This window comes from Ramlibacter sp. P4_H7 (assembly GCF_056400765.1).
Genome location: NZ_JBFUKP010000021.1, coordinates 110,253 through 129,723 on the forward strand (window position 1 = coordinate 110,253; position 19,471 = coordinate 129,723).

Genomic DNA, 19,471 nt, shown 5'->3' on the forward strand with positions numbered 1-19,471 from the left:
GTCCCTCGCCGGCGATCCCGGGCCGAGGGTCTGCCTCAGTAGCGCTGCACGGAGACGTTGCCGCCCTGCTCGATGATGGTCACGGGCGGATTGCGCATCTCGGTGATCACCGTCTGCGCGCGGACCGCGGGCCCGGCGCCCATCGACGCCGTGGGCGGCATGGCCGTGCGCGCCACCGCGGTGTCGGCCGGGATCACGGTGAAGTGCGGCAGGTCCGCGCGGGCCGCGGCGTAGCCGGGCACCATCACCACGTCGCCGGACATCACGGTGTACGGCAGGTTCTGGCGCTGCGCCGTCTGGCGGTCGGTCAGCAGCGGCGCGGCGCTGGAAGGCGAGATCTGCCGGCCGGTGCGCTCCATGCGGATCGTGTTGGCCGGAACCGTGGGCACGGCGGTGCGGGCGACCTGGGCGATGGCGACCGGCGCGCACGCAGCGCCCTGGTCGAACACCATGCTGGCGCCGCCGGCGAAGCGGCCGGCCAGCGCTTCGCGCAGCGGCAGGCTCATGTCCACCGGGGCGTCGGGCCCGCGGTAGACCACGCGGTTGTTCGCGTCGTAGACGGTGTAGCAGGCCATGGCGTTGGCACCGGCCAGCAGCAGCCCGATGAGGAGTCCGAGTTTCAGTTTCATGGCGTGCCCTTTGTGCGCAACCGCGGCGCGATCCTGGATGGCCGCATGATGAGTCACGAGTTCCGCCCGGTGCGCAGGCCAAGCGAGTGAACGCCTGTCAGCGCGCATCCCGCGCGGCCATGGGAAGTTACCAGCGGGGCAGCGAGTCCCCGGGCCGCTCCGACGGGCGGCGCCAGCGCGCGGGAGTGCGGCCGAGCTGGGCGCTGTGCCACAGGCCGCACAGCGTTCCCCAGGCGGAAGACGTCGTTTCCAGGAAGCGCGCGAGCTCCGGTTTCTGCACGCCGAAGCCCCCATCAACCGGACCCAGCTGGCGCAGCCATTGGCCCGTTCGAGCCAACGCGACTTCGACGTGCCAGCTGCCGCCTTCGCACTGCTGGCGCGCGAGCGCGGCGGCGGCACCGAGGGCAATCAGGTAGCCCGTCGCCTCGTCCAGGATCTGCATCGGCAACGGCCGCGGGCGGGACGCGTCGCCTGCGGCCTCGGCCTCCGCGAGGTTGAAACCCATCGCGGTCTGGACCAGCGAATCGAAGCCCCTGCGTTCGCGCCAGGGTCCTTGCGCGCCGTAGGCGGACAAGGACACATAGACGAGGCCGGGGCAGCGTTGCGCGGCATCCTCCGGCCCGTAGCCAAGCTGCCGCAACGCGCCGGGACGGTAGCCCTGCACCAGCACGTGCGCGCCCTGCACCAATGCATCCATGTGCTCGCGGTCGGCCGCGTCGCGCAGGTCGAGGAGGACCGAGCGCTTGCCGCGGCTGGTGTCCGCGATCGCTTCGATGTTGGGCAGCTGCGGCGCGTTGACCAGCATCACGTCGGCGCCATAGGCCGCGAGCGCGCGTCCGCCGACCGGTCCCGCCAGGATGCGGGTGAGGTCCAGCACGCGCACCCCCTCCAGCGGCGGCTGTTCGGCGGACAGGGGCGGCAGCGGCCGGGCCGGCGCGTCGCCGATCCGAGTGATCGTGAACAGCGGCGACGCCGCGATCGCCTGGCCCTGCGGACTCGCGTCCCATTGCGCGAAGCTGCGCAGCGCCGCGGCAACCAGGCCCGCGCGGGCCGACGCCTCCTCGTAGTCCAGCGCCTTCCATTGCAGCATCGCGGCTTCCGCGTCGCGGCGTTCGGCATTCGCCGGATCCAGCCCGAGCAGGCGCAGCGCGCCGTCGCGGTGGTGGCGGAAGTTCGCGTGCACCCGCACCCAGCCATCGCCGGTGCGGTACAGGCCGGAGAACTTGTCCCAGAGCTCCGGCACGCGGCCGTCGATGCTGAACCAGCCGACGCACTCGGCGGCCGCATGCACGGCGTCCACCTGCACCGACTGGCGAGGCGTGCCGCGGACGTGCCCGAGCTCGCAGGCGGCGAGCGCGGCGGCGGCGATGGTGGACTGGGCGGCCGTGGCGACCCTGAAGGATGAGGGGTAGACGGGATCCGATCCCGTCAGGCGAGCGAAGCCCAGCGCCTCCTCCGGCAGCCGGGCGAGCTGCCAGAGACCGGCGAGGGCCTGCTGTGCGTTCAACGCACGGCTTACTTCAGCAGCTTGACGCCAGTCTTGGACTGGGCCGTTTCGAAGCTCACCTCGGGGGCGAGCTCCACCACCTTCAGGCCCTGCGGCGTGACGTCGAACACGCCCAGGTCGGTGATGATGCGGTCGACCACGGCGACACCCGTGAGGGGCAGCGTGCATTCGGGCAGGATCTTCAGGTCCTCGGTGCCGTCCTTCTTCTTCGCCACGTGCTCCATCAGCACGATCACCCGCGGCACGCCGGCAACCAGGTCCATCGCGCCGCCCATGCCCTTGACCATCTTGCCGGGGATCATCCAGTTGGCCAGGTCGCCCTTCTCGCTGACCTGCATCGCGCCCAGGATCGAGAGGTTGATCTTGCCGCCGCGGATCATCGCGAAGCTGTCGTGGCTGCCGAAGATCGACGAGCCCTTGATGGTGGTGACGGTCTGCTTGCCCGCGTTGATCAGGTCGGGGTCGACCTCGTCCTCGTAGGGGAAGGGGCCGATGCCCAGCATGCCATTCTCGCTCTGCAGCCACACCTCGATGTGGTCCGGGACGAAGTTCGCCACCAGCGTGGGGATGCCGATGCCGAGGTTGACGTAGAAGCCGTCCTGCAGTTCCTTGGCCGCGCGCGCGGCCATCTGGTCTTGGGTCCAGGGCATGTCTTCTCCTTACTTGCGGTCGCGCAGCGTGCGCTTCTCGATGCGTTTTTCCGGCGTGGGGTTGTGCACGATGCGGTGCACGTAGATGCCGGGCAGGTGCACGTCGTCGGGGGCGATCTCGCCGGTGGCGACGATGCGCTCCACTTCCACGATGCAGATCTTCCCGGCCATCGCCGCGGCGGGATTGAAGTTGCGCGCGGTCAGGTTGAAACGCAGGTTGCCCGAGCGGTCGGCCACGTCGGCCTTCACCAGCGCGACGTCCGGCACCAGCGAGCGCTCCATCACGTAGGTCTCGCCGTCGAACTCGCGCAGTTCCTTGCCGTCGGCGACGATGGTGCCGACGCCGGTCTTGGTGAAGAAGGCCGGGATGCCCGCGCCGCCGGCGCGCAGCTTCTCGGCCAGCGTGCCCTGCGGCGTGAAGTCCAGCGCGAGTTCGCCCGCCAGGTACTGGCGCTCGAACTCCTTGTTCTCGCCGACGTACGACGAGATCATCTTCCTGATCTGCCGCGTCTGCAGCAGCTTGCCCAGGCCGAAGTCGTCGACCCCCGCGTTGTTGGAGATGACCGTGAGGTCCTTGACCCCGCTGGCCTTGACCGCGTCGATCAGCGCCTCGGGGATGCCGCACAGGCCGAAGCCGCCGACAGCCAGGAGCTGGCCGCTCTTGACGACGCCGTCGATCGCGGCGGCCGCACTGGGATAGATCTTGTTCACTCCACTCTCCTGCTTGAAGGACGCGGGCGCGCGGGAGCGGCCCGGATGAGGCGTACGATACTACCTAGCATGTTACGTAGTACTCCGTAGAGGATGGCCCCGATGGAACTCGATTACCGGCTGGCATTCGAGCTCGCGCCCGTGGGACTCTGCCTGTCGCGCAACCGGGTGATTGTGGACTGCAATGCGCACCTTTGCGAGATGTTCGGATGGTCGCGCGAGACCCTGACCGGCCAGTCCTTCCTGATGCTGTATCCCACGCCCGAGGAGTACGAGCGCCTGGGCAAGCGCATGGTGCCGATCCTCAACGCCAGCGGCCACTACGCCGACGACCGCATCATGAAGCGCAGCAGCGGCGAGGTGTTCTGGTGCCACGTGACCGGTCGGGCCCTGAACCGCGAGGCGCCGCACGAAGCGGGTATCTGGGCCTTCGAGGACCTGAGCGCGCAGCGCCCGGTGAAGGCGGAGCTCACCGCGCGCGAACGCGAGGTCGCCGCGCGCCTGCTCGACGGCCTGACCTCCAAGGAAATCGGCAAGACCCTCAGCATCAGCCACCGCACCGTGGAAATCTACCGGGCGCGCCTGATGCGCAAGTACCGCGCGAGCACCACGGCGGACCTGGTGCACAAGCTGATCGCGGGCAGCTGAACCAGGCTTGACCTGGCGCAAGCTGCGCCCCCGTCCCCGCGCGCTATCGTGCGGAGAGCGGATGAGAAAAGAACAAGGATTGAGGTCGTTGCCGACCCTGAGACAACTGTTGCTGCTGCTGGCCTGTGCCTGCGTGGTGCCCATGGCCGCGCTTTCGCTGGGCTTCGTCGGCTACGAATACCACCGCCAGCGCGCGCAGGTCGAGGAAGACACCGTCGCCACCGCGCGCGCCCTGATGGCCGCCGTGGACGACCGGCTGCAGGGCACCCAGCGCGCCCTGCTCGCCCTGGCCCATTCACCCGCTGCCGCCTCCGGCCAGCACGAGCGCCTGCAGGCCGACGCGATGCTGCTGCAGAAGGCCGAGCAGTTCGACGGCGTGATGCTGGTCGACGCCGGCGGCACCCAGGTGATGAACAGCGCGGTGCCCTACGGCGCGCCCCTGCCCGCGCAGGCCTTGCCGCCGGTGCTGGAGGCACTGCAGGAACGCGCGCCCATCGTGATGGACCTGTTCCGTTCGCCGCCCACGGGCCGCTTCCTGACCGGGGTCAGCGTCCCCGTTCCGGCCAGCGGCGAAGGTGCGACCGCCGATCGCGCGGGCGCCTTCACGGCCACCATCGCGCCGGCTGCCCTGTACGACGTCCTGCTGCGGCAGAAGCTGCCCGCCAACTGGATCGCGGCAGTGCTGGACCGCTCCGGTGCGGTCGTCGCGCGCAGCCACGAACAGGAGCGCTTCGTCGGGACGCGGGCGCGCGCCGCGCTGCTGGCGCGCATCGCGGAGGTGCCGGAGGACGCCGTGGAAGGCACGACGGTCGACGGCGTGCCGGTGGTCACCGCCTTCAGCCGCTCGCAGCGCACCGGTTGGTCGGTCGTGATCGGGATTCCGCGCGACGAACTGGTGGCCCCGGGCCGGCGCGCCATCGCGTTGCTGATGGTCGGTGGCGCCCTCGTGCTGGCGGCCACCCTCGCCCTCGCCTGGGGGCTCGCCAGCCGCCTGCACGACGCGGTCGAGGCGCTCGGCGCCGCGGTGCGGGCCAGCGGCCATCGGGCCAGGTTGAAGCTGCCGGCCCCCGTGTTCCAGGAGGCGCTGCAGCTGGGCGTGTCGTTCGAGCATGCCCACGCGGCGGTGGAGGACGCCCACGCCGCGCTCGCGCGCAGCGAGGCGCGCATGCGCACCATCCTCGACACCGCGACGGACGCGATCGTGACGGCCGACGAAAACGGCCGCATCGTCCTGTTCAACCGCGCCGCCGAGGCAATGTTCGGCCGGACGGAAGAGGCCGCGCTCGGCCAGCCGCTGGAATCGCTCGTCCCGCTGTCCGTTCGCGGCGTGCACGAGAAGCTGCGGCTGCAGATGGTCGACGGCGGGTCGCGGCGAATGGCCGGCGGCCGTCTCGTCGAGGGCCTGCGGGCGGACGGAAGCACCTTTCACGCGCAAGCGTCGATTTCGGTGGCGGACGCCGGCGAAGGCCGCCTCTACACGGCTATCCTGCGCCCGGTCACGCCGCCATCACGGGTCGCCGCCTGAGCGGCGCGGTTCAGAACTCCGCCAGCAGCTGGCGGCGCCGCTGCGCGTACCAGCGCGTCAGGCAGGCCTTGTCCTGGCAGCGGGCATCGCGCTGGGCCAGCGCCTGCGCCTCGCGCCGGCGCATCCCGGCGGGATCGCGGCTGACGCGGCGCGCCTGTTCCTGCAGCCGCGCGATGTCGCTCTCCAGTTGCGCGAGCTCGGGATCGCTGCGCACCAGCGCCGGCGGCGGCAGGTTGGCCATCGCGGTGGCGGCGCGTTCGGTCGCCGGGGAGGCGGCGCCCGCGGCGCCCATGCTGGCGGTGGCCGGGTTGGTCACCACCACCTGCTCCAGCGAGGCCAGCCGCTGCCTGGCCATCCGCGTCTTGGACGCATTGCGGCCCAGGGACGCGGCATAGGCATCGGCACTCTGCGCCCACAGGCTTTCGGCCCGGTCGTGGAATTCCTGGCGCCGGGTCCCGTCGGTTTCATGCGTCGCCAGGCCCACGTAGTGCTGGCCCAGCTGCGACTTCACTTCGGCCAGCGGGGCCGAGCGCGGGCCGCCCTCGCGTTCCGCGGCGTGGCAGGCGGCGATGAGCGCGACTTCCGCATCGCGCACGCGGCCCTGCTGCTGCGCTTCGCGCGCGACCGCGACGAGGGCGGAGGCCTTGGCGTCGGGAGACAGGGCGGGCTCCAGCTGGAACAGGCCATCCCTCGCTGCGCCCGCCTGGGCCAGCGTGTCCCCGGGACAGCTGCTGCCGGCGACACCGCTGCCGGCAACGCTCGCCGCCTGCGGCTGAGCCAAGGGGCGCGCCGCAACAGGCGCGGTGGCGGAGGCGACGGTGGTCTGCGCCGTGGCGGCGGCCGGAGGCCCGGCGGGCTGGCGCCGGGCACCGCCGCCAAGGTACACAGCCAGGACGATGGCACTGGCGACAGCACATGCTGCCACTGCCAATGCCCGAGTCCGCTGCGTGTCGCCCATGCCTCACCCTAGCGGAAAGCCGCGCGCGCCGGGCCTTGCCGTCACAGCTTGGCGCAACGCTCACTTTCGGCGACGCGGCGCAGCGTCGCCTTACTTGCCGTCGATGACTTCGGAAGCCGTGCGGAAGGCGTCGAGCGCGGTGGGGAAGCCGCAGTAGACGCTGGCGTGCAGGAAGATCTCCTGCAGCTCTTCCGGCGTGACGCCATTGTTGAGCGCCCCGCGGACATGGATCTTCAGCTCATGCATCTTGCCCTGCCCGACCAGCATCGCCACGGTGACGATGCTGCGGGTGCGCAGGTCCAGCCCCGGCCGCTGCCAGGTGTTGCCCCAGGCGTGCTTGGTCACCAGTTCCTGCAGCGGTGCGGTGAACGGGGTCACCTTGCCGAGGGCGGCATCGACATAACCGTCGCCCAGCACCTTGCGGCGGGTGGCGAGGCCGGCTTGCGTTTCGGGGTCCTGCGACAGGAGCGACATCGCGCTTCTCCAGTGAAAGGAAGCCGCGAGCATACCGCCGCGGAATGCGCGAACGGCCCTCCCCTGCGGTACGCTTGGACCACCTAGGAGACCCTGCATGAACCGCTACCCGATGCCCGAACTGAAGGACCTGCCCGAGGACATGCGCACGCGCATCCTGGAGGTGCAGGAAAAGAGCGGCTTCGTCCCCAACGTGTTCCTGGCGCTGGCCCGGCGCCCCGCGGAATGGCGGGCTTTCTTCGCCTACCACGACGCGCTGATGCTCAAGGAGACGGGATCGCTCACCAAGGGCGAGCGGGAGATGATCGTCACGACCACCAGCGCCGCCAACCAGTGCCTCTACTGCGTGGTGGCGCACGGCGCGATCCTGCGCATCTACGAAAAGAAGCCGCTGGTGGCCGACCAGGTCGCGGTGAACTACCGCAAGGCCGACATCACGCCGCGCCAGCGCGCGATGCTCGACTTTGCGATGAAGGTGTGCCTGCGCTCGCACGAGATGGGCGAGTCCGATTTCGAGTCGCTGCATCCGCATGGCTTCGACGACGAGGACATCTGGGACATCGCGGCGATCACCGCCTTCTTCGGCCTGTCCAACCGCATGGCCAGCTTCTCCAACATGCTGCCCAACCCCGAGTTCTACCTGCTGGGACGGGTGCCGCGCGAGAAGAAGCCTAGCTGAGGATTTCGCGGAACCAGTCCGGCATGGGCACGGACTTCTGCTTGGGAAAGTCCACCCACACCGTGGTGGCGCCGCCGGAGGCGTAGACGGTCTCGGGATCGTCCACGCGCGCGATCGTCCCCCAGCTCTCGAAGCTGCTGCGCCCCGGGTCGCTCGCGTACATCTTCACCACGATGTCGCCCGGGTACTCCAGCTGCTTGTGGAAGTTGCAGAACGCGTTGACGATCAGCGGACCCTCGCCTTCCGGGTTCACGTTGCAGCCGATGGTGCGGAACCACTCGATGCGCGCGATCTCCAGGTAGCGGAAGTAGATCGTGTTGTTCACGTGGCCCATCGCGTCCATGTCGCCCCAGCGGATGGGGACCTGCATGGTGTGGACCAGCTTCTTCGTTGCGGGAAGTTCGAGCTTCATCGGTGCGCCTTGATGGATGCGAGGATACCCAGGGTGAACAGGACCACGGCGGCCCATTGCGCCGGCGCCGGCCAGCGCCCGTCCCAGGCGAAGGAGTAGGCCAGCGCGAACAGCGTTTCGCTCACGATCAGCTGGCCGCACAGGCTGGCCGACAGGCGCTGGCTCGCGAGGTTCCACAGGATGGTGGCCAGCCAGGCGGAGCCAGCTCCGGTGGCCAGCACCACCGCGAGGAACAGCGGCGCATCCGGCTGCGTGCGCATGACGGCGAGGTCCGAGCCCGCCACGCCCCAAAGCACCAGCGCGCCGACGCCGGTCGCCAGTCCCAGCCAGTTGGCCCAGTCGGTGGCGCTCACCTCGGGATGGCGCTTCAACCAGGCTGCGTTCAGCAGCGCGAAGGCGGTCCAGGCCGCCAGCGAAGCGCAGGCCCAGAGGATGCCGCGCCAGTAGTTCGCTGCCGGCGCCGCACTTGCTCCGTGGGTGGAGACCGTCATCAGCGCCAGCCCCGCGGCGGTGAACACGATGCCGGGCACCAGCGCTCCCCAGCGCAGGTGCCCCGGCTTGCCGAGCAGCATCACCCAGATCGGGATGGTGCCGATGACGAGGCTGGGCACCTCGGTGCCGGCATCGCGGATGGCCAGCACCAGCAGCAGGTAGTAGCCGGTGAACCCGAGCAGGCTGAACCCGACCGCCGAGAGCGCCTGGCGCGCGCTGGGAAGCGGCCTGCGCGTTGCGGCGCAGACCAGCGCGGCGACCAGCCCATAGGCGACGAAGCGGCCCGCGGCGAGATCCACCGGGCTGAAGCCGGGGGCCATGCGCGGCGCGACGAAGACGAGCCCCCAAAGGGCGCCGGCCGCGAGGCCGGCGAGCACGCCGCCGAGCATCCGGGCCGCCGCCCCGGCTAGAGGCTGAAGCCGTCGTCGGCGGAGATGATCGCGCCGTTGATGAAGTGGCTGCGGTCCGAGGCGAGCATCAGCAGCGCCGCGTCCAGGTCTTCGGGCTTGCCCACGCGCTTGCGCGGCAGCATCTGCAACAGCTTCTGGCCCTGCTCGGTCTGCCAGTGGTGGTGGTTGATCTCGGTGTCGATGTAGCCCGGGCACAGCGCGTTGACGTTGATGCCGAAGCGGCCCCATTCCAGCGCGAAGGCCTTGGTCATGTGCACCACGGCGGCCTTGCTCATCGCGTACACGCCGATCTGCGGCAGCACGCGCAGGCCCGCCGCCGAGGCGATGTTGATGATGTGGCCGCCCGTGAAGCTGCCGGGCGCGGAGCCGCGCGAGCGCGCCAGCATGCGCTTGCCCACTTCCTGGGCGACGAAGAAGGAGCCCTTGACGTTGGTGTCGAACACGTAGTCGAAGTCCTCCTCCGTCACGTCCTGGATCCGCTGGGTGGTGCTGACGCCCGAGTTGTTGACCAGGATGTCGATCGATCCCATCTCGGTCTCGGCATGCGCCACCGCCGCCTTGATGCTGTCGACGTCGGTCACGTCCAGCCCGACCACGTGGGCGTCGCCGCCCTCTCCCTCGATCTGCGCGCGCAGGTCCTTCAGCTTCTCGATGCGGCGGGCGGCCAGCACCACGGCGGCGCCGGAACGCGAAAGCACCTTGGCGAACTGCGCGCCCAGGCCGCTGGACGCGCCGGTAACGAAGGCGACACGGCCGGACAAGTCGATGCTGTAAGCCACTGGGAGTCCTCTCTAGAATTCGAATAGCACGATCGTTCGCTGGCGTTCGGCACGCGCAAGGAATGCGGCGGCCCCGCGGCGTGGCGCGCAAGGCGCCGGTGCAAACCATTATCGACGAGACCCCCATGTCTCCAGAAGAAATCCCGGCCCGGTTCGGACCGCGCGAAGCGCGATCGCGGATTTGGCCGTCGCGCAAGTTGCCCTTTGATCCAGCTTGCCAGACGGCTGGTTTCGGGCAAGGATGCGGGATGGAATCGTTGAGCCAGCGCGCCACCGTTCTTTTCGCCGCGACGGTGGCCGGTCGCACCTGACATGGACACCTTCAAGGCAGACGTCGCGATCATCGGGGCTGGCGGCGCCGGCCTGCGCGCAGCCATCGCGGTGGCCGAGGCCAACCCGGCGCTCACCGTGGCGCTCGTCTCCAAGGTCTACCCGATGCGCAGCCACACCGTGGCGGCCGAGGGCGGCGCCGCCGCCGTCACCCAGGCGCACGACAGCCTCGAAGCCCACTTCCACGACACGGTGTCCGGCGGCGACTGGCTGTGCGAGCAGGACGTGGTGGATTTCTTCGTGGAACACGCCCACCGCGAGCTGGTGCAGATGGAGCACTGGGGCTGCCCCTGGAGCCGCAAGGCCGACGGCCACGTGAACGTGCGGGCGTTCGGCGGCATGAAGATCGAGCGCACGTGGTTCGCGGCCGACAAGTCCGGCTTCCACATGCTGCACACGCTGTTCCAGACCTCGATCAAGTACCCCTCGATCCGGCGCTTCGACGAGCATTTCGCGGTCGACCTCGTGGTGGAGGGGGGCGCCGTGCAGGGCGTGGTCGCCATCGAAATCGGCACCGGCGAATTCCGGCTGATCCAGGCGCCGGCGGTGGTCATTGCCACCGGTGGGTCCGGCCGCGTGTTCCGCGAGAACACCAACGGCGGCATAGTCACGGGGGATGGCATGGCGCTCGCCTACCGGCACGGGGTGCCGCTGCGCGACATGGAGTTCGTCCAGTACCACCCCACCTGCATGCCGGGCACCGGCCTGCTGTTCACCGAGGCCTGCCGCGGCGAAGGCGGCTTCCTTTTGAACAAGGATGGCTACCGCTACCTGCAGGACTACGGCCTCGGGCCGGCCGAACCGACGCCGCGCAACAAGGCGATGGAACTCGGCCCGCGCGACCGACTGAGCCAGGCCTACTGGCACGAGAAGCGCAAGGGGCAGACCATAGACGGGCCGAACGGCGCCGCGGTCGTGCACCTGGACCTGCGCCACCTGGGCGAAAAGAAGCTGCGCGAGCGCCTGCCGCTGATCTGCGAACTGGCCGAGGAATACCTGGGCGTCGATCCGGCGAAGACTCCGATCCCCGTGCTGCCCGCAGTGCACTACACCATGGGCGGCATCGAAGCCGCGTTCGACACCAGCGCTTCGCTGGCGGGCCTGTACTCGGCGGGCGAGTGCTCCAGCATCGGGCTGCACGGTGCGAACCGCCTGGGCTCCAACTCGCTGACCGAATTGCTGGTGTTCGGCAAGGTCGCCGGCGAGGCAGCCGCCCGCCACGCGGTGCAGGCCGGTCGCGTCGATGCGGGCCGCCTCACGGCGCTCGCCGGGCAGGTGCAGGCGAGAGCAGGGGCGCTGCTGTCCGCGCAGGGCGGCACCGAGCGCATCGCCACGCTGCGCCGCGAAATGGCCATGAGCATGGAGGAAGGCTGCGGCATCTACCGCACGCAGGCGGAGATGCAGGCGACCTGCGACAAGCTCGCGGAACTCAAGCAGCGCTGCAAGCGGATCAAGCTCGACGACCACTCGCGCGTCTGGAACACCGAATGGCTGCTGGCACTGGAGCTCGGCTACCAGCTGGACGTGGCCCAGGCGATCGCCCATTCGGCCCTGGAACGCCGGGAATCGCGCGGGTCGCACCAGCGCCTGGACGGGTTCACGGAGCGCGACGACGCGAACTTCCTCAAGCACACGCTGGCACACTACCAGGGCGACGATGCGCCACGCATCGCCTACTCCGACGTGCGCATCACCAAGTCCCGCCCGGGGGTGCGCGCATACGGCGCCGCGGGCGAAAAGGCCGAGGCCGAGGCGGTCCCATGAAGACGATTCCCATCGAAGTCCTGCGCTACCGCCCCGAGCAGGACGACGCTCCATGGTGGCAGAAATTCGACCTGCCCTACACCGACGACATGTCGGTGCTGCAGGGGCTGCTGGCGATCAAGGACGAACTGGATGGCTCGCTGAGCCTGCGCTGGAGCTGCCGCATGGCCATCTGCGGCAGCTGCGGCATCATGATCAACGGCAAGCCGCGGCTGGGATGCAAGACCTTCCTGCGCGACTACGCGCCAGGCGGCCTGCGGGTCGAAGCCCTGGCGCATTTCCCGATCGAACGCGACCTGGTGGTGAACATCGAGGACTTCATCGGCAAGCTCGAAAGCATCACCCCGTACATCGTGCCGAAAGAGCCGCGAAGCCTGGAACAGGGCGAACACCTGCAGACGCCGCGCGAGCTGGAACTGTTCGAGCAATACAGCTCCTGCATCAACTGCCTGCTCTGCTACGCCGCCTGCCCGCAGTACGGACTCAACGACAAGTTCGTCGGCCCCGCCGCCCTGGCGCTGCTGCATCGCTACAACGCCGATTCGCGCGACGGCGCCCAGCAGGAGCGCATGCAGGTGGTGAACGCCAAGGAAGGCGTGTGGAGTTGCACGGCCGTCGGCTACTGCAGCGAGGTCTGCCCCAAGGGCGTGGACCCGGCCAACGCGGTGAACCAGAACAAGGTGGCCAGCGCCAAGGACTACTTCCTGCGCTTCGTGGCATCCAAGGGGAGCGCGCGATGAGGAAGCCCTACGTGCGCACCATGACCCGCTGGTGGACGCGCGACCCCTATTTCGTGCGGTACATGTGGCGCGAGGGCACGTCGCTGGCCGTGGCGGCCTACGCCCTCATCCTGATGATGGGCGTGGTGCGCCTGGCGCAGGGGCAGGCCGCCTTCGACGGCTGGCTGCAGGCGCTGCGCAGCTGGCCCTCCATCGTGTTCCACCTGGTGCTGCTGGCCGCGATGGTCCTGCATGCGGTCAGCTGGTTCGAGATCATGCCCAAGACGATGCCGATGCTCTTCGTGGGCGGACATCGCGTCGCGGCGGCGACCGTCACCCGCGCCGGCCTGGCCGCGGCGGTGGCTGCGGCGCTCGTGCTGTTCGCGCTGGCCTGGATGCTCAAGCCATGACGCCCACCCCGAGCCGCAAGCGCTCCCACGCCCCCATCTTCTGGGGCCTGTTCGGCGCGGGCGGGATGCTGTCGGCGCTGCTCGGGCCGATGCTGGTGCTGATCACCGGCGTGCTCGTGCCGCTGGGCCTGCTGTTGCCGGCGGATTTCATGAGCTACCCGCGCATGCTCGCCTTCGCGCAGAACTGGGTGGGCAAGGCCTTCCTGTTCTTCGTGATCGCGCTGTTCGCCTGGCATGCGGCGCACCGCATCTTCTACAGCCTGCACGATGTCGGCGTGCACGCAGGGCTTGCGGCGCGCCTGCTTTGCTACGGCGCCGCGCTGGCGGTCACGCTGGTGGCCGCCGCCAGCCTGACGGCGCTCGGTTCGTAGAGCTCGAACAACGACAACACCCCCACAGGACCGCATGAAAGCACCAGACGAACTCGTGATCCCGTGCAACTTGTCGGTCCCACGCTATCTCGAAGAGGCTTACTGGTGGGCCTACGTGCGCCCGCAGGCCATCCAGGTATTCGAGCGCGAGTGGCTGGTCAACCTGATCCTCTTCAACAATTACGTGCGGCTGTGCGATGCCGCGCTGGCGGAACTGGGCGACACGGTGCACGGCCGCACCCTGCAGATGGCCTGCGTCTACGGCAACCTCACGCCCCGGCTGCGCGAGCGGCTGGCGGCCGAAGCGAGCCTCGACGTGCTGGACATCCTGCCGGTGCAGCTCGACAACCTGCGGCGCAAGCTTCCGCCGGACGAGCGCGTGGCCCTGCTGCACGGCGACTCGTCCGCCCTGGGTGGCCCGGATGGTTGCTACGACCAGGTGCTGCTGTTCTTCCTGCTGCACGAGCAGCCGGAGGCGGTGCGCCGCAAGACGCTGGCCGAGGCCTTGCGGGTGGTGCGCCCGGGCGGCAAGGTGGTGATCGTGGACTACCACCGGCCCGTCGCCTGGCATCCGATGCGCCCGCTGATCCGGCTGGTGTTCAAGCACCTGGAGCCCTTTGCCATGGACCTGTGGCGCCACGGCGTCGAGGCCTTCCTGCCGGACGAGCCGGTGCACGCGGAGAAGAAGACCTACTTCGGCGGCCTGTACCACAAGCTCGTGCTCACCCGCTGACGCCGGCGGCGGCCGCCGGATGCCCGCCGCGCTCCCACAAGGAGGGGCGCTTCGGCCTGTCCAAGCGCATGGAACCGCGCGTCCAGCCCGCTCGAGGCGCCTGGAATGAAGGCGACACGACCCGACAGATCGTGGGTGTCCGCTGGACTGCCCGCCGCATAGAATTGCAGGCTCGGCGGCGCCGCAGGCCGCGCATGTCACCCACTGTCGACGGAAGACCATGACCCAAGAAGAACTCATCGCCCAATACGGACCGCGCGAAGCGATGGAATACGACGTGGTCGTCGTCGGCGGGGGGCCCGCTGGCCTGTCGACGGCGATCCACCTGCGGCAGCTGGCTGCCCGCGAGGGCAAGGAGGTGTCGGTCGTCGTGCTCGAAAAGGGTTCCGAACCGGGCGCGCACATCCTGTCCGGCGCCGTGATGGACCCGCGCGCGCTGACCGAGCTGATCCCGGACTGGAAAGCCAAGGGCGCGCCCCTGAACCAGCCCGTGACCGACGACGCGATGATCTTCCTGGGCGAAGACTCCTCGTTCCGCGTCCCCAACTTCATGCTGCCCCCGGTCTTCCAGAACCACGGAAACTACGTGGTGAGCCTGGCCAACGTCACTCGCTGGCTGGCCCAGCAGGCCGAGGCCCTGGGCGTCGAGATCTTCCCCGGCTTCCCGGCCGCCGAAGTGCTGTACGACGAGAACGGCGCGGTCAAGGGCGTGGCCACCGCCAACATGGGCGTCGGCAAGGACGGCGAGCCCACCGAGAACTTCCAGCTGGGAATGGAACTGCACGCGAAGTACACCGTGTTCGCCGAGGGCGCGCGCGGCCACCTGGGCAAGCAGGTCATCCGCCGCTTCAAGCTCGACGAGGACTGCGACCCGCAGGCCTACGGCATCGGCGTGAAGGAACTGTGGGAGATCGATCCCAAGCGCCACCAGCCGGGCCTGGTGCTCCACACCGCGGGCTGGCCGCTGGACAACAGCACCTACGGCGGCGCCTTCCTGTACCACATGGAGAACAACCAGGTGGTGCTGGGCTTCATCACCGGCCTGGACTATGCCAACCCCTACCTGAGCCCGTTCGAGGAGATGCAGCGCTGGAAGACCCACCGCAACATCCGCTGGTACCTCGAAGGCGACGAGAGCCAGGGCGTGAAGCCGGCCAAGCGCATCTCCTACGGCGCGCGCGCCATCACCGCAGGCGGCCTGCTGAGCCTGCCCAAGACCGTCTTCCCGGGCGGCGTGCTGGTGGGCGACGACGCCGGCTTCCTGAACGCGGCCCGCATCAAGGGCAGCCACGCCGCCATCAAGACCGGCATGTTGGCGGCAGCCGCAGCCTTCGACGCGATCGTGGCCGGCCGCCAGCACGACGCGCTGAGCGCCTATCCCGAAGCCTTCGAGCAGAGCTGGCTGTACACGGAGCTGACCAAGTCGCGCAACTTCAAGGCCTGGTTCAAGAAGGGCCTGATCCCCGCCACGGTGATGAACGGCATCGAGCAGTGGCTGCTGCGCGGCAACGTCCCGTGGACGCTGAGGCGCGACAAGCCGGACCACGCGTACCTGAAGCCGGCGGCGGAGTGCCAGCCCATCGCCTACCCCAAGCCGGATGGCAAGCTGACCTTCGACCGCCTGTCCTCGGTGTTCATCTCCAACACCAACCACGCCGAGGACCAGCCCTCGCACCTGACGCTGAAGGATGCCTCCGTGCCGGTCCAGGTGAACCTGGCGAAGTACGCGGGGCCGGAAAGCCGCTACTGCCCGGCGGGCGTCTACGAATTCGTCAAGAACGAGGACGGCACCGACCGGCTGCAGATCAACGCGCAGAACTGCGTGCACTGCAAGACCTGCGACATCAAGGACCCGACGCAGAACATCGTGTGGGTCACGCCCGAGGGCGGCGGCGGGCCGAACTACGCGAACATGTGAGGCTTGGCGCGTGGCACATCCACGCGCCGCTGCTTTGCACCAAGCTGACGCCGCGGGTCGGTACAACTCCCGTGGCGACCGGCTCCCGCACTCGGGCATGATTGCCGCCACTTTCGCCGTACCCGCCCCAGGAGACTCCATGAAGTTCACCAAGCTCTTCGCCGTGCTGTCCGCCGGCCTGCTCGCCAGCTCGCTGGCGGCCGCCCAGACCACGATGAAGATCAGCATTTCCACCGCGCAGAATTCCCACCAGGGCATCGCGATCGACACCTTCGCCAAGGAAGTCGAGAAGCGCACCGGCGGCCGCTACAAGGTCCAGACCTTCTACAACGGCTCGCTGGGCGGCGAGCGCGAGTCCATCGAGGCCGTGCAGCTGGGCACCCAGGAACTCGCCTTCTCCTCCACCGGCCCGGTGCCGAACTTCGTGCCCGAGACCAAGATCCTGGACGTGCCCTTCCTGTTCCGCGACAAGGCCCATGCCCGTGCGGTACTGGACGGCCCGATCGGCCAGGAGATGCTGCAGAAATTCGATTCCAAGGGCTTCAAGGCGCTGGCCTGGGCCGAGAACGGCTTCCGCCACATGACCAACAGCAAGCGGGACGTGAAGGGGCCGGAGGACCTCAAGGGCCTGAAGATGCGCACCATGGAGAACCCGGTGCACATCGCGGCCTACAAGGGCTTCGGCATCATCACCACCCCCATGGCCTTCCCCGAGGTGTTCACCGCCCTGCAGCAGGGCACGGTGGACGGCCAGGAGAACCCGCTGTCCGTGATCATTTCCGCCAAGTTCGACCAGGTGCAGAAGCACCTGACGCTGACGGGGCACGTGTACTCGCCGGCCATCTTCCTGATGAACAAGGCGTCCTTCGACAAGCTGTCCGCGGCCGACAAGCAGGCCTTCCTCGACGCCGCCAAGGAAGGCACCAAGGCCAACCGCGCGCGCGTGGACGAGGACGACGCCAAGGGCGTGGCCGACCTGCGCGCCAAGGGCATGACCGTGATCGACAATGTCGACAAGGCCAAGTTCGTGCAGGCGCTGGCGCCGGTGAATGCCGAGTTCGAAAAGCAGTTCGGCAAGGCCAACATCGAGAAGATCCGGAACGTCAAGTAAGTCCGTGAGGGAGAGACCCGGGTTCCGTCCGGAACCCGGTGTGGGAACAAAGCCCGCTCGCGCGGGCTTTGCTTCGTGAAGGGGGAGCCGTGAAAGAAACTTTCCTGCGCATCGAGCGCTTCACCAGCGGCCTGGCCATGGCCGGCGCGTGCTTCATGCTGGTGGTGGCCAGCACGCTGGGCATGTTCCAGATCGTCACGCGCTTCGTGCTGGAGCAGCCGGCGGAATGGAGCGAGATCCTGATCCGCCTGTCGCTGATCTGGATGGTGTTCCTCGGGATTCCCGTGGCGTTCCGCCAGGGCGCGATGGTCAGCGTGGACGTGGTGTACCGCTCCGTCCCGCCCGGCGCGCGCCGGGCGCTCGACTGGCTGGTGGCCATTGCCTCGCTGATGCTGATCGGCGTCGTGCTGTGGTGGGGCTGGGACTACGCCGTGCGCGGCCAGGTCCAGTCCATGGCCGGACTGGAATCCATCTCGATGTTCTGGGGCTACCTCGCGCTGCCGGTGGGCGCCCTCTTCTGCATCCTCGGCATCATCGGCAACCTGCTCGACCCGCAGCGCCACGAACTGGAGACCGCGCAATGAGCGCAGCGATGCTTGCAACGATGGTGCTGTGCTTCGCGCTCAGCGTCTCGGTCGCCGTTTCCATCGGCCTGTCCGCCCTGGTGGGCATGCAGGTCAGCAACGCCCACATGCTCATCTCCGTCAAGGAGATGTTCAACTCGATCAACAAGTTTCCGCTGGCGGCGATTCCCTTCTTCATTCTCGCCGGCAACCTGATGGAAACCGGCGGGATCTCGCGCCGCCTGGTGGAATTCGCCAAGAGCATCGTCGGCGGCGTGCAGGGCGGCCTGCCCATGACCTGCGTGCTGACCTGCATGATCTTCGCGGCGGTGTCGGGCTCCTCGGTCGCCACCACGTTCGCGATCGGCGCGATCCTGATCCCTGCGCTGATCAAGCACGGCTACCCCACCAGCTACGCGGCGGCCCTGCAGGCCACCGCGGCGGAACTGGGCGTGATCATCCCGCCCTCGATCCCGATGATCCTGTACGGTGTGAGCGCCGAGGTGTCCATCGGCGAGCTGTTCATCGCCGGCTTCGGCCCGGGCCTGCTGATCGGCGGCGCGCTGATGCTGTTCTGCTGGATCTGGTGCAAGTTCAAGGGCTGGGGCAAGAACGACGGCGACGGCCGCCTGCCGTTCGGCCAGGCCTTCAAGCAGGCCGGCTGGGCGCTGCTGATGCCGGTGATCATCCTGGGCGGCATCTATGGCGGCGTCTTCACGCCGACGGAAGCTTCCGCGGTCGCCGTGTTCTACGCGCTGGTGGTCGGCATCTTCGTGTACCGCGAGATCGACGTGCGCCAGCTGTACACGATCCTGCGCAAGTCGGTGATCTCCTCGGCGGTGATCATGTTCATCATCGCCAACGCCGGCTTGTTCGCCTTCCTGATCACGCGCGCCGGCGTGCCGGAAGCGATCGGCCTGTGGCTGCAGGACGTGCTGAAGAGCCCGGCGATGTTCCTGCTGGGCGTGAACGCCGCGCTGTTCGTGATCGGCATGTTCATCGAGACCAGCGCCTCCATCATCGTTCTGGCGCCCATCCTCGCGCCGGTGGCGGTGCATTTCGGCATCGACCCGGTGCACTTCGGGCTGATCATGGTGGTGAACCTGGCGCTGGGCATGATCACCCCGCCCTTCGGCGTGAACCTGTTCGCCGCGTGCACGGTGGCCAGGATCTCGCTGGACCGCATCATCACGCAGTTGATCCCCTTCGTGCTGGTGGTGCTGGCCTGCCTGATGGTGATCACGTACGTGCCGGGCCTCTCCCTGGGCCTGCGCGACCTGGTCTACGCGAAGTAGCTACAATCGCCGGCGTCAGGAGAGAGCTTCCTCAACGAAGCCGCCGAAGGCGCAGGCGCACAGCCGAACGCTCAGGCACCCAGGACTGACAAGCGCCCCGTTCCGGGGCGTCACCTTGCTGGAGAGAGGCCGCTGCGCATGAGCAGCGGTCCACCGAAGGAGCAAGCCCAGCGGAGGCTGGGCGACAGAGAAACGGGCCTGCGCCGGGGTTTGGGAGCCCGGTAGGCTAGGCGTAGTTGCCCGCCGTGTGCTTGACGCACACAAGGGCGACTGCAACAACGCATGGCGGGCTCCCAAACCCCGGCCCGGAGGGTCGGGCCCGGAAGGGGCCTGATGCGTTGTTGCGGGAAAGGGTCAAGCCGTCCTGGCTTGACCCTTTCCTG

21 protein-coding genes and 1 riboswitch are annotated in these 19,471 nt (G+C 68.7%); of the genes, 12 read left to right on the plus strand and 9 right to left on the minus strand.

Going from position 1 to position 19,471, the window contains the following annotated elements; translation table 11 throughout:
* Positions 1 to 35: 35 nt before the first annotated feature.
* From AC1DSA_RS22290 to AC1DSA_RS22305, 4 genes are all read right to left on the minus strand, one after another.
* A complete protein-coding gene (locus tag AC1DSA_RS22290) occupies positions 36 to 629 on the minus strand; it encodes a hypothetical protein (protein WP_477893083.1) in 594 nt (197 codons plus the stop codon).
* Between the two features lie 127 nt (positions 630 to 756).
* Positions 757 to 2,136 (minus strand): CoA transferase, encoded by a 1,380-nt coding sequence (locus AC1DSA_RS22295; RefSeq protein ID WP_477893084.1) that lies wholly within the window; start codon positions 2,134 to 2,136, stop codon positions 757 to 759.
* An 8-nt stretch (positions 2,137 to 2,144) separates the two neighbouring features.
* Positions 2,145 to 2,786 (minus strand): CoA transferase subunit B, encoded by a 642-nt coding sequence (locus AC1DSA_RS22300; protein ID WP_477893085.1) that lies wholly within the window; start codon positions 2,784 to 2,786, stop codon positions 2,145 to 2,147.
* 9 nt (positions 2,787 to 2,795) lie between these two features.
* Positions 2,796 to 3,497 carry a CoA transferase subunit A gene (locus AC1DSA_RS22305; RefSeq protein WP_477893086.1) on the minus strand — a complete coding sequence of 234 codons (702 nt, stop codon included), beginning with the start codon at positions 3,495 to 3,497 and terminating at the stop codon, positions 2,796 to 2,798.
* A gap of 102 nt (positions 3,498 to 3,599) precedes the next feature.
* Here AC1DSA_RS22305 and AC1DSA_RS22310 point away from each other — a divergent pair, with 102 nt between their 5' ends.
* Both AC1DSA_RS22310 and AC1DSA_RS22315 read left to right on the plus strand, forming a co-directional pair.
* Positions 3,600 to 4,145, plus strand: a complete 546-nt coding sequence (locus tag AC1DSA_RS22310; protein WP_477893087.1) for a LuxR C-terminal-related transcriptional regulator — start codon at positions 3,600 to 3,602, stop codon at positions 4,143 to 4,145.
* A 61-nt stretch (positions 4,146 to 4,206) separates the two neighbouring features.
* Entirely contained in the window at positions 4,207 to 5,670 is a 1,464-nt protein-coding gene (locus AC1DSA_RS22315) for a PAS domain S-box protein (protein ID WP_477893088.1), read from the plus strand.
* A 10-nt stretch (positions 5,671 to 5,680) separates the two neighbouring features.
* Here AC1DSA_RS22315 and AC1DSA_RS22320 read toward each other — a convergent pair whose 3' ends face one another.
* On the minus strand, positions 5,681 to 6,451 hold the full coding sequence (locus tag AC1DSA_RS22320) for a lysozyme inhibitor LprI family protein (protein ID WP_477893089.1): 771 nt from the start codon (positions 6,449 to 6,451) through the stop codon (positions 5,681 to 5,683).
* A 267-nt stretch (positions 6,452 to 6,718) separates the two neighbouring features.
* Positions 6,719 to 7,102 carry a carboxymuconolactone decarboxylase family protein gene (locus AC1DSA_RS22325; RefSeq protein ID WP_477893090.1) on the minus strand — a complete coding sequence of 128 codons (384 nt, stop codon included), beginning with the start codon at positions 7,100 to 7,102 and terminating at the stop codon, positions 6,719 to 6,721.
* A gap of 97 nt (positions 7,103 to 7,199) precedes the next feature.
* Here AC1DSA_RS22325 and AC1DSA_RS22330 point away from each other — a divergent pair, with 97 nt between their 5' ends.
* Positions 7,200 to 7,781 carry a peroxidase-related enzyme gene (locus AC1DSA_RS22330; protein ID WP_477893091.1) on the plus strand — a complete coding sequence of 194 codons (582 nt, stop codon included), beginning with the start codon at positions 7,200 to 7,202 and terminating at the stop codon, positions 7,779 to 7,781.
* Here AC1DSA_RS22330 and AC1DSA_RS22335 read toward each other — a convergent pair.
* Genes AC1DSA_RS22335 through AC1DSA_RS22345 form a run of 3 tightly spaced genes read right to left on the minus strand, consistent with a single transcriptional unit; the run spans position 7,774 to position 9,874 of the window.
* Positions 7,774 to 8,193 (minus strand): acyl-CoA thioesterase, encoded by a 420-nt coding sequence (locus AC1DSA_RS22335; RefSeq protein WP_477893092.1) that lies wholly within the window; start codon positions 8,191 to 8,193, stop codon positions 7,774 to 7,776. The genes AC1DSA_RS22330 and AC1DSA_RS22335 overlap by 8 nt on opposite strands.
* Positions 8,190 to 9,074 (minus strand): DMT family transporter, encoded by an 885-nt coding sequence (locus AC1DSA_RS22340; RefSeq protein ID WP_477893093.1) that lies wholly within the window; start codon positions 9,072 to 9,074, stop codon positions 8,190 to 8,192. The genes AC1DSA_RS22335 and AC1DSA_RS22340 overlap by 4 nt, the downstream gene beginning before the upstream one ends.
* A gap of 17 nt (positions 9,075 to 9,091) precedes the next feature.
* Positions 9,092 to 9,874: an SDR family oxidoreductase gene (locus tag AC1DSA_RS22345; RefSeq protein ID WP_477893094.1), complete on the minus strand. Its 783-nt coding sequence runs from the start codon at positions 9,872 to 9,874 to the stop codon at positions 9,092 to 9,094.
* Between the two features lie 312 nt (positions 9,875 to 10,186).
* Between AC1DSA_RS22345 and frdA the strand changes: the two genes are divergently transcribed.
* From frdA to AC1DSA_RS22390, 9 genes are all read left to right on the plus strand, one after another.
* Positions 10,187 to 11,968, plus strand: a complete 1,782-nt coding sequence (frdA, locus tag AC1DSA_RS22350) for a fumarate reductase (quinol) flavoprotein subunit (protein WP_477893095.1) — start codon at positions 10,187 to 10,189, stop codon at positions 11,966 to 11,968.
* A complete protein-coding gene (locus AC1DSA_RS22355; RefSeq protein WP_477893096.1) occupies positions 11,965 to 12,708 on the plus strand; it encodes a succinate dehydrogenase/fumarate reductase iron-sulfur subunit in 744 nt (247 codons plus the stop codon). The genes frdA and AC1DSA_RS22355 overlap by 4 nt, the downstream gene beginning before the upstream one ends.
* Positions 12,705 to 13,097, plus strand: coding sequence for a fumarate reductase subunit C (locus AC1DSA_RS22360; RefSeq protein WP_477893097.1), 393 nt, complete (start codon positions 12,705 to 12,707; stop codon positions 13,095 to 13,097). The genes AC1DSA_RS22355 and AC1DSA_RS22360 overlap by 4 nt, the downstream gene beginning before the upstream one ends.
* Positions 13,094 to 13,468, plus strand: coding sequence for a fumarate reductase subunit FrdD (gene frdD, locus AC1DSA_RS22365; protein ID WP_477893098.1), 375 nt, complete (start codon positions 13,094 to 13,096; stop codon positions 13,466 to 13,468). Before AC1DSA_RS22360 ends, frdD begins: the two co-directional genes overlap by 4 nt.
* 34 nt (positions 13,469 to 13,502) lie before the next feature.
* Positions 13,503 to 14,201, plus strand: a complete 699-nt coding sequence (gene rquA, locus AC1DSA_RS22370; protein WP_477893099.1) for a rhodoquinone biosynthesis methyltransferase RquA — start codon at positions 13,503 to 13,505, stop codon at positions 14,199 to 14,201.
* Between the two features lie 220 nt (positions 14,202 to 14,421).
* Complete coding sequence (locus AC1DSA_RS22375) at positions 14,422 to 16,119, plus strand: electron transfer flavoprotein-ubiquinone oxidoreductase (protein WP_477893100.1); 1,698 nt, start codon at positions 14,422 to 14,424, stop codon at positions 16,117 to 16,119.
* Positions 16,120 to 16,258: 139 nt separating this feature from the next.
* Complete coding sequence (locus tag AC1DSA_RS22380; RefSeq protein ID WP_477893101.1) at positions 16,259 to 17,230, plus strand: TRAP transporter substrate-binding protein; 972 nt, start codon at positions 16,259 to 16,261, stop codon at positions 17,228 to 17,230.
* Positions 17,231 to 17,319: 89 nt separating this feature from the next.
* Positions 17,320 to 17,814: a TRAP transporter small permease gene (locus AC1DSA_RS22385; RefSeq protein WP_477893102.1), complete on the plus strand. Its 495-nt coding sequence runs from the start codon at positions 17,320 to 17,322 to the stop codon at positions 17,812 to 17,814.
* Positions 17,811 to 19,088 carry a TRAP transporter large permease gene (locus AC1DSA_RS22390; RefSeq protein WP_477893103.1) on the plus strand — a complete coding sequence of 426 codons (1,278 nt, stop codon included), beginning with the start codon at positions 17,811 to 17,813 and terminating at the stop codon, positions 19,086 to 19,088. The genes AC1DSA_RS22385 and AC1DSA_RS22390 overlap by 4 nt, the downstream gene beginning before the upstream one ends.
* 6 nt (positions 19,089 to 19,094) lie before the next feature.
* Positions 19,095 to 19,186, plus strand: a riboswitch (glycine riboswitch).
* The last annotated feature ends 285 nt before the right edge of the window (positions 19,187 to 19,471 follow it).

Bases quoted from the DNA above. Each gene is read 5' to 3' on its own strand.
- AC1DSA_RS22290 (WP_477893083.1), bottom strand. From the start codon at position 629: ATGAAACTGAAACTCGGACTCCTCATCGGGCTGCTGCTGGCCGGTGCC.
- AC1DSA_RS22300 (WP_477893085.1), bottom strand. From the start codon at position 2,786: ATGCCCTGGACCCAAGACCAGATGGCCGCGCGCGCGGCCAAGGAACTG.
- AC1DSA_RS22310 (WP_477893087.1), top strand. From the start codon at position 3,600: ATGGAACTCGATTACCGGCTGGCATTCGAGCTCGCGCCCGTGGGACTC.
- AC1DSA_RS22315 (WP_477893088.1), top strand. From the start codon at position 4,207: ATGAGAAAAGAACAAGGATTGAGGTCGTTGCCGACCCTGAGACAACTG.
- AC1DSA_RS22325 (WP_477893090.1), bottom strand. From the start codon at position 7,102: ATGTCGCTCCTGTCGCAGGACCCCGAAACGCAAGCCGGCCTCGCCACC.
- AC1DSA_RS22330 (WP_477893091.1), top strand. From the start codon at position 7,200: ATGAACCGCTACCCGATGCCCGAACTGAAGGACCTGCCCGAGGACATG.
- AC1DSA_RS22335 (WP_477893092.1), bottom strand. From the start codon at position 8,193: ATGAAGCTCGAACTTCCCGCAACGAAGAAGCTGGTCCACACCATGCAG.
- AC1DSA_RS22340 (WP_477893093.1), bottom strand. From the start codon at position 9,074: ATGCTCGGCGGCGTGCTCGCCGGCCTCGCGGCCGGCGCCCTTTGGGGG.
- frdA (WP_477893095.1), top strand. From the start codon at position 10,187: ATGGACACCTTCAAGGCAGACGTCGCGATCATCGGGGCTGGCGGCGCC.
- AC1DSA_RS22355 (WP_477893096.1), top strand. From the start codon at position 11,965: ATGAAGACGATTCCCATCGAAGTCCTGCGCTACCGCCCCGAGCAGGAC.
- AC1DSA_RS22360 (WP_477893097.1), top strand. From the start codon at position 12,705: ATGAGGAAGCCCTACGTGCGCACCATGACCCGCTGGTGGACGCGCGAC.
- frdD (WP_477893098.1), top strand. From the start codon at position 13,094: ATGACGCCCACCCCGAGCCGCAAGCGCTCCCACGCCCCCATCTTCTGG.
- rquA (WP_477893099.1), top strand. From the start codon at position 13,503: ATGAAAGCACCAGACGAACTCGTGATCCCGTGCAACTTGTCGGTCCCA.
- AC1DSA_RS22375 (WP_477893100.1), top strand. From the start codon at position 14,422: ATGACCCAAGAAGAACTCATCGCCCAATACGGACCGCGCGAAGCGATG.
- AC1DSA_RS22380 (WP_477893101.1), top strand. From the start codon at position 16,259: ATGAAGTTCACCAAGCTCTTCGCCGTGCTGTCCGCCGGCCTGCTCGCC.
- AC1DSA_RS22390 (WP_477893103.1), top strand. From the start codon at position 17,811: ATGAGCGCAGCGATGCTTGCAACGATGGTGCTGTGCTTCGCGCTCAGC.